This is a genomic window from Bifidobacterium avesanii (assembly GCF_009299475.1).
Taxonomy (GTDB): domain Bacteria; phylum Actinomycetota; class Actinomycetes; order Actinomycetales; family Bifidobacteriaceae; genus Bifidobacterium; species Bifidobacterium avesanii.
Window position 1 is genome coordinate 20,874 of record NZ_WBSN01000024.1, and the last position, 8,850, is coordinate 29,723.

Here is an 8,850-nt window from a genome sequence, read left to right on the forward strand (position 1 = left end):
CGTGGCGGACAGTGGGGAGCCGGCGTTCACCGACGAGCAGGTCAAGTACTTGGAGGGGTTGCCGGCGGTGCGCGCGGTGCATGGCGACCGGATCTTCTACGAGCCGTGGTTCAGTCGCAGCGCTTTGCAGCAGTATGCCAAGGGGGTCAAACCGGGGGAGATTTTCGCTTCCGCGGGCATGCCGGAGAGTCTGGTCGGCGCCAAGCGCATCGAGCGGAGCATGGCGCGGTGGCGCGCCAACCGGGACAAGATTCTGAAGGGCACCGATCAGAAGCTTGTCATCATGACGCCTTCGTATGGGGAGAAGGACCGGGTGATCGCGTCGCAGGCGGTGCGGATCTATCGTCTCGAGCAGGAGCTGGAGGCGCTGCGCGAGGAATGCGAGCGGCTGCGCGAGGCGGCGGGCCAAACGGAAACGGGGACGGAGACAAGAACCGGAGACGGCGGCAGCGACGAGCGGAAGCCGTGATTTCATTTCCGGTCTTCCGGTGCTCGGAATGCGTTTCCCGTGTGCGGACCTTGGTCGTGCGCGACTGTCATGTGTGCGGGCCATATGTTCGGTACCTTCCAACATGCATGAGCCGTGCGCGCGGATGACAAATAAAGCGGCATATTTTGGTCGTTGCCGTTGGAATTCCGCCCTGTCGAATGAAATATGTGGGTTCCCTTGTCAAGGGAGACGATGCCGGGTGCGGAATTGGCTTTCGCTGCACGCATTCGGGCCGCGGAAGGGCAGATGTCGGTCGGCGGCGTCGGCATTCCGCCAATCATCCGGGAATGTGAGCTTCCGCGGCCGGGCGTGGGCTGGTGCGGCGATGTGCCGACCACGGAAGGGGTGTATTCCATCGGCCGGCGCTGGAATGACGGGGATCGTGGGGAGAATTCTGGCCTTCCGTGGTCCGGTATGGTGACGGGTCGACCACGGAAGGGATGTATTTCGCTGGATGGCGTTGGAATGCCGCGGATGGAGAGAGGAATGCCGGTCTTCCGTGGTTGGATGCGCATGCCTGGACGTGCATGCTTGGACGTGCATGGTCAGACGTGTGACCGGTCGGGCGCCTGACGATCGGCCGGTCAATGTCCATATGCGCGAGCGGCAAGGGAACGGCGATTTTTTGAAGGACACCGATGGAAGACTGCCATTGTTCCGGGAAAAGTCGGTCTTCCCTTGTCGGTTGGGCAGTCTGGCGGCCGGGCGGATGGGCCGTTCAGACGGGGAAGTCCTGCGTCGAACCGCGACACGCCGTGTGCAGCAGATAAGTTTTTTGATTTGACAAATATAGTGAGTTCGTTTTACTATCTAACCAACGCGGCGGGCGCAAGGGCTTCGCCGGGGAAGACAGACAACGACAGTCACCAGCAAAGGAGCAATCATGGGTCTGTGGGACGTTGACAAGATCGAGTATGTCGGCCGCGAGAAGGGCCCCAAGGAGGGCTTCGCCTTCCACTACTACGACGCGGACAAGGTCGTCGCCGGCAAGAAGATGAAGGACTGGCTGCGCTTCGGCGTCGCCTGGTGGCACACCTTCAACCAGGAGCTCGTCGATCCGTTCGGCACCGGCACCGCTCACCGCCCGTACTACAAGTACACCGATCCGATGGATCAGGCGCTGGCCAAGGTCGACTACGCTTTCGAGCTGTTCACCAAGCTGGGCGTCGAGTACTTCTGCTTCCACGACCGCGACATCGCCCCCGAAGGCGACACCCTGCGCGAGACCAACGCCAACCTCGACAAGGTCGTGGACAAGATCGAGGAGAACATGAAGGCCACCGGCGTCAAGCTGCTGTGGAACACCTCCTCCCTGTTCACCAACCCGCGTTTCGTCTCCGGCGCCGCCACCTCCCCGTTCGCGGACATCTACGCCTACGCCGGCGGCCAGCTCAAGAAGAGCCTTGAGATCGGCAAGCGCCTGGGCGCCGAGAACTACGTGTTCTGGGGCGGCCGCGAGGGCTACGAGAACCTGTGGAACACCGAGATGAAGCGTGAGACGGACCACGTGGCCAAGTTCTTCCACATGTGCGCCGACTACGCCAAGGAGATCGGCTTCGACGCCCAGTTCCTCATTGAGCCGAAGCCGAAGGAGCCGACGCTGCACCAGTACGACTTCGATGCGGCCACCGCCATCGAGTTCCTGCGCGCCCACGACCTCACCGACGTCTTCAAGCTGAACCTCGAGGGCAACCACGCCAACCTGGCCGGCCACACCTACCAGCACGAGATCCGCGTGGCCCGCGAGGCCGGCTTCCTCGGCTCCCTCGACGCCAACCAGGGCGACAAGCTCATCGGCTGGGACATGGACGAGTTCCCGACTGACCTGTACGAGACCGTCGCCGTCATGTGGGAGGTCCTGCAGGCCGGCTCCATCGGCCCGCGCGGCGGCCTGAACTTCGACGCCAAGCCGCGCCGCACCTCCTTCTACGAGGAGGACCTGTTCCGCTCCCACATCGCCGGCATGGACACCTACGCCGCCGGCCTGCTGGTCGCCGACAAGATGAACCGCGACGGCTTCATCCAGGACCTCATGAACGAGCGCTACAGCTCCTACAACGAGGGCATCGGCAAGAAGATCGACGAGGGCACCACCTCCCTGGCCGAGCTCGAGGCCTACTCGCTCGACAAGCCGCAGTCCGAGCTCATCGCCGCCACCAAGTCCGACCACCTCGAGTCCGTCAAGGCCACGATCAACAACTACATCGTGGATGCGCTGGCCGAGGTGCGCTGACCCGACGCAACCGTGGGCGGTCCGGTGGATCGTCCACAGGCTGGCGCCGAGATGCGCTGACCCGGCGCTATCGCCGACTGATCCGGCTTCGTCGTCCCGACCGGGGCGCGAAGCCGGACCGGCTCGCAACGGTTCCCTTCCTCTTTCCCCATTTTCTTCCTGATTTCCCCTACGCGTGCGTCCGACCGCCTCTCCCGCGGCCGGGCGCATTTCGCGTATTCGCGTTTACCATCCAATGGAGGATGCCATGGCCGAAGCCAATCCGGATCAATCGCACGCCGCTCGGCGGATCACCCACGAGGAGGCCCTCGCCCGGGCCAGGGAGATCGTCGCCCGCATGACGCTCGACGAGAAGATCGGGCAGCTCAACTACGACGCGCCCGCGATCGAACGCCTCGGCATCCCGTCGTACAACTACTGGAACGAAGGCCTGCATGGCGTGGCGCGCGCCGGCGTGGCCACGGTGTTCCCGCAGGCGATCGGGCTCGCGGCCATGTTCGACCCGGACGAGCTCGAACGCGTCGCCGGGGTGATCGCCACCGAGGGGCGCGCCAAATACAACGCGTACTCGGCGCACGGCGACCGCGACATCTACAAGGGGCTCACATACTGGTCGCCCAACGTGAACATCTTCCGCGACCCGCGGTGGGGGCGCGGGCAGGAGACCTACGGCGAGGACCCGTACCTGACCTCGCGGCTCGGCGTCGCGTTCATCCGCGGTCTGCAGGGGGACGGCCGCTACCTCAAGCTCGCCGCCACCGCCAAGCACTTCGCCGTCCACTCCGGACCCGAGGCCAAGCGCCACGAATTCAATGCGGTCGCCTCGCGCAAGGACATGGAGGAGACGTACCTGCCCGCGTTCAAGGCGGCCGTCGAGGAGGCGGACGTGGAGTCGGTGATGACCGCGTACAACGCCACGAACGGCCAGCCGTGCTCCGTCAACGACGATCTGCTCGGCCGGCATCTGTACGGCGAATGGGGGTTTAGGGGGCATGTGGTCTCCGACTTCATGGCGCTGGAGGACGTGCATGAGAACCACCACTACACGGCGGACGCGGCGGAGACGATGGCCGCGGCGATCAGGGCCGGGCTGGACCTGTGCGCCGGACGATGCTCCGGGGCGACGCGGGAGGCGATCGAGCGCGGACTGGTCACCGAGGACGATGTGACCCATGCCGTGGAGCGCCTGTACGCCACGCGCGTGCGGCTCGGCATGTTCGCCGACGACTGCGAGTGGGACGCGATCGACTACGGGCGGAACGACACCGCGGCCCACCGGACGTACAACCGCGCGATCGCGCCGAAGACGTTCGTGCTGCTCAAGAACGACGGCATCCTGCCGCTCGACAGATCGAAGCTGCGGGCCATCGCAGTCACCGGGCCGAACGCCGACTCCACCAAGGCGATCCTGGGCAACTACTTCGGCCGTCAGAGCCACAAGTCCACGATCCTCGAAGGCATCGAGCGCGCGTGCGGCGACGACGTGCGCGTCTACTCCGGACTGGGCTGCTCGCTGTTCGGCGCGCACGCCGAGTCCACGCTCTCGCACGAGGACGAGCGCGAGTCGGAGGCGGTGATCAACGCCGAGCAGGCGGACGTGACCATCGCCGTGCTGGGCCTCGACTCCACCATCGAAGGGGAGCAGGGGGACGCCGGCAACTCGATGGGCGCCGGCGACAAGGCCGACCTGAGCCTGCCGGGCCGTCAGCGGCATCTGCTCGAACGGCTGCTGGAGACGGGCAAGCCGGTGGTCGTGCTGCTCGCCTCGGGCAGCGCGCTCACGCTCGACGGGCTAGAGGAGCATCCGAACCTCAGGGCGATCATGCAGGTGTGGTACCCCGGCGGACAGGGCGGCGACGCGGTGGCGGACGTGCTGTTCGGCACCTCCGCGCCCTCGGGCAAGCTGCCGGTCACGTTCTACCGCGACTGCTCGGGGCTGCCCGACTTCGAGGACTACGCCATGGCCGGTCGCACCTACAAATACATGACCGGCGAGGCGCTGTACCCGTTCGGCTACGGGCTCACGTACGCGGGCACCGCGCTCGGCGGGCTGGATGTGCGGGTGGGGGATCCGGAAGCGGAAGATCGCTCCGGCGCCGGCGAGGGATCCGGCGAAGGCTCCGGCCCCGCCCGGACCGTGCGCGTGGCGGTCGATGTGACGAATACCGGCTCGCGCGGCGAGGAACAGGTGGTGCAGGCGTATGTGCGCAACCCCGTTTCCCCCCTCGCGCCGCGCAACGGCCAGCTCGCCGGATTCCGCCGCGTTTCGCTGGCCGCGGGCGAAACCAAGCGCGTCGCGTTCGACCTCGACCCGGACGCCTTCACCGTGGTGGACGAGGACGGCGAGCGGATCACGGACGGCACCCGGTTCGAGGTCGCCGTGGGCGTGAGCCAGCCGGACGCGCGTTCCGCGGCCCTGTGCGGCGTGGAACCATTGAAGGCGACGGTCGAACTGTAATTAGCGTCCCGGCAGACGGCAATGGAAGGCCGCCGCGCGGACGTTGGTGCCCGCGCGGACGTCGCGGATACCGTGGACATCATGGACATCACAGGGAAGGAAGGAACCCCATGACCAATCATCTGCATGTGTCGCCGCTGTTCGGCGACGGCGCCGTGCTGCAGCGCGGCAAGTCGATCCGCATCTGGGGCGAGGCCCTGCCGGAGGCCCTCGTGCGGGTCTCGATCGACGGCGTGGAGGCGTCCGCCGCAGCCGACGGCATCGGAGCCTGGCAGGCCGTGCTGCCGCCGCATCCCGCGGGCGGGCCGCACACGCTGACCGTGACGTCCGGCGGCGAGACGTTCGTCGCGCACGACGTGCTCTACGGCGACGTGTGGGTGCTCGGCGGCCAGTCGAACATGCAGCTGTGGATGGGTCGCCTCGCCGAGCGCTATCCGGACGAGGTGGCGCAGGCGAAGGACGACCGCGTGCGCTGCTTCATCGTGCCCGAGGTCGAGGATTTCCACGGTCCCCGCGAGGCGCTCGGCGGCGGTTCATGGCTGGTCGAGGGCCGCGACGACTACGTGTCCGTGTCCGGGGCCGGCTATTTCTTCGCCAAGCGCCTGCGCGAGCATGTGGACGTGCCGATCGGTCTGCTGCAGACCGCGATCGGCGGCACCACGATCGAAACGTGGATGGGCGAGGCGTGGTTGAATCGTATCGGCCTGCTGCCCGCGGACCATGGCAAGTGGAGGAACGACGCCTATGTGAAGGCGCTCGCCGACGACTATGCCGCCGCGTTCGCGCGGTACGAGGCCGTCGTGGACGCCATGGACCGCGGACTCGCGGGGGACTGGGCCTCCCCGGCGTTCGACGACTCCGCATGGGACGAAATCGCGCTCTCGGACGCCTATGCGCCGCATCCCGCCTTCGCCGGGCCCGCCGTGGTGTGGATCCGCAAGACCATCGACGTGCCGGAGCGGTTCGTGGGCAAGCGCGCGCGGATGTTCTTCGGCACGCTCACCGACGCCGACGAATGCTACGTGAACGGCGAACCCGTCGGGCAGACCGGGTACCAGTATCCGCCGCGCAACTATGAGATTCCGGAGCTGACCGCACGCACCACCATCGCCTTCCGACTGCGCATCGATACGAATAGCGGCGGCGGGTTCCGGTTCGGCAAGCGGCATCGGATCGTGTGCGCCGGCGAGACGATCGACGTGGACGCGATGGGCCCGTGGCGCTTCGCCGTGGCCGCGCGCACGCCCGCCGCGCCCGTGCAGACGTTCCTCTCGCGCTTCGCCGCGGCCTGCTACAACGGCATGATCGCGCCGATCGGACGTTACGGCGTCAAGGGCGCACTGTGGTACCAGGGTGAATCGAACGCGTCGCGCACGCCGGTCCGCTACGCCGACAAGATGATGGCGCTGATCCAATGCTGGCGCGAAACTTTCGGCGAACCCGACCTGCCGTTCATCTACGCGCAGCTGCCGAACATCGCCTTCGAGGCGCGCGGCTGGGCGAAGCTGCGCGACGAGCAGCGCCGCGCATTGGCGGTCGGCAACACCGCGATGACCGTGCTGATCGGCGCCGGGGAGGACAACGACCTGCATCCGCTCGACAAGGAGACGGTCGGCTCCCGGTTCGCGTATGCCGCGGAATCGCTGGTATACGGGGCATCCCATGATTCCATGGGACCGATCGTCGCTCGCGCGGAGCTGATTCAGGGAGCGATCACGGTGCACTTCGCGCATTGCGGCGGCGGGCTGGAGGCTGCGTCGGGGGAGGAGCTGGCGTTCGACGTGATCGATCCGCGGGCCGGGGGCCGCCCGGGCTGCGAGACGCTGCGCGGATACGTATCGTCCCCCGTGACCGTGACGATTCCGCTGCCGTGCGACCGCCTGTTCGGCGAGGACACGCGTGTCCGCTATGCGTGGGGCGACTCGCCGCGGCCGGTGCTGCGCAGCCGCGAGGGCCTGCCCGCGTCCCCGTTCGAAATCGACCTCGAAGTGTGACGCGGGCCGATTTGCCGCCCTTTTCGGCCAATAAGTCATCCCGTTGAACTAATCACTGGCAACTACTGGCAACGAAATGAAATCAGGCCGCGGGGCTGGGACATACTAAAGCCATGTTTGCAGCGTGGCTGACTGCCGGCGTGACGTGGATGTCGAAAGTATCGGCGTTTTCGTTCGGAAGTTCCGGTTACACTGTAGAAAGGTGATACGAATCGCTGTTTCGAAAATTACGAAACACTTAGTGAAATTATTTGACTAATTGTTTCGCAGGCGGTACAGTGGTTTCTGTCATCAGAACGAAGACCGATGGAAACGGCGACGTTTCAGGCCATTGTTGACCTTTCGGAAAGCGTTCTAAAATTTCGGGAAAGGACTCGCCATGAGTGATGGCTCCATCATTCGTTTGGCAGAAGGACCTCTCGCGCATGCAATGACCGCTTGCGTCGAGATCTCCAAAGGAGGTGTGGTGGCATGAGTTATGCTGCTGAATTTGCGTCGCTGGTGAAGAACCGCGGCAAGCATGATTCGTACACGGACAACAAGCCCGCGTACGCGTTCCTGGCGCCGTGGATCGTGGGCGCGGTGTGCCTGTCGCTGCTGCCGATGATCGTGTCGGTGTACCTGTCGTTCACGAAGTACAACATGCTGACCTCCCCGAAGTGGGTGGGCGTGCAGAACTTCACGAACCTGATGAAGGACACGCGCTACATCCACTCGCTGCAGGTCACGTTCACGTACGTGATCGTCTCGGTCCCGCTCCAGCTGCTCGCCGCCCTGGCGCTCGCGGTGGTCCTGGACCGCGGCATGAGGGGACTTACGTTCTACCGCTCCGCGTTCTACCTGCCCTCGATGATGGGCGGCTCGGTCGCCATCGCGGTGCTGTGGAAGATGGTGTTCGGCGCGGACGGCCTGTTCAACCGGTTCATGAACGTGTTCGGCCTCAACCTCACCCAGTCGTGGGTGGCGAACCCGGCGACGGCGAACTGGACGCTGATCATCCTGCACGTGTGGCAGTTCGGCTCCCCGATGGTGATCTTCCTGGCGGGCCTTCGCCAGATCCCGCGCGAGCTGTACGAGGCGGCCTCGGTGGACGGCGCGGGCAAGTGGCGCCAGTTCGTGTCCATCACGCTGCCGATGCTCTCGCCGATCATCTTCTTCAACCTGGTCATGTCGATCATCAACAGCTTCCAGACGTTCACCCAAGCGTTCATCGTCTCGGGCGGCACCGGCGGCCCGTCGGATTCGACCCTGTTCTACACGCTGTACCTGTACACGCAGGGCTTCGGCCAGATGAAGATGGGCTACGCCGCGGCCATGGCGTGGATCTTGGTGCTGATCGTGGCGGTGTTCACGCTCATCAACTTCGCGGCGTCGAAGTACTGGGTCCACTACGACGACTGACGGCACTGACTGGTGAGGAGTGAATCAAAGATGACTAACGCAACTTCCAATATCGGCGTGGCCGGCGTGAACGCGTCGGACCCGGAGATCGCCAAGGCCCCGGTCGTGGAGCACAGGGACGAGGGCAAGACCCGCAGGATTGTTTTGCAGGTGGTCAAGCAGGTGGTCGTGTTCGTGTTCGCGATCATGATGCTGTACCCGATCCTGTGGATGATCGCCTCGTCGCTGCGTCGTCCGGACGAGATCTTCACGAACATGGGCCTGTGGGTCTCCG

General features: G+C 65.3%; 5 protein-coding genes and 1 pseudogene. All 6 read left to right on the plus strand.

Translation table 11 applies throughout. The features are described 5' to 3' along the window. Position 1: 1 nt before the first annotated feature. The gene (locus DSM100685_RS09685) at positions 2-469 is read left to right on the plus strand and encodes a hypothetical protein (protein WP_152351137.1); all 468 of its coding nucleotides are present in this window, start codon (positions 2-4) and stop codon (positions 467-469) included. A 904-nt stretch (positions 470-1,373) separates the two neighbouring features. Then, positions 1,374-2,723 carry a xylose isomerase gene (gene xylA, locus DSM100685_RS09690; RefSeq protein WP_152351138.1) on the plus strand — a complete coding sequence of 450 codons (1,350 nt, stop codon included), beginning with the start codon at positions 1,374-1,376 and terminating at the stop codon, positions 2,721-2,723. A 247-nt stretch (positions 2,724-2,970) separates the two neighbouring features. After that, positions 2,971-5,181 carry a glycoside hydrolase family 3 C-terminal domain-containing protein gene (locus tag DSM100685_RS09695; RefSeq protein ID WP_152351139.1) on the plus strand — a complete coding sequence of 737 codons (2,211 nt, stop codon included), beginning with the start codon at positions 2,971-2,973 and terminating at the stop codon, positions 5,179-5,181. A 110-nt stretch (positions 5,182-5,291) separates the two neighbouring features. Continuing rightward, positions 5,292-7,175 carry a sialate O-acetylesterase gene (locus DSM100685_RS09700; RefSeq protein ID WP_152351140.1) on the plus strand — a complete coding sequence of 628 codons (1,884 nt, stop codon included), beginning with the start codon at positions 5,292-5,294 and terminating at the stop codon, positions 7,173-7,175. 471 nt (positions 7,176-7,646) lie between these two features. Beyond that, entirely contained in the window at positions 7,647-8,576 is a 930-nt protein-coding gene (locus tag DSM100685_RS09705; RefSeq protein WP_152351141.1) for a carbohydrate ABC transporter permease, read from the plus strand. 30 nt (positions 8,577-8,606) lie between these two features. Then, positions 8,607-8,850, plus strand: a pseudogene (locus DSM100685_RS09710) (hypothetical protein); the annotation flags it as partial.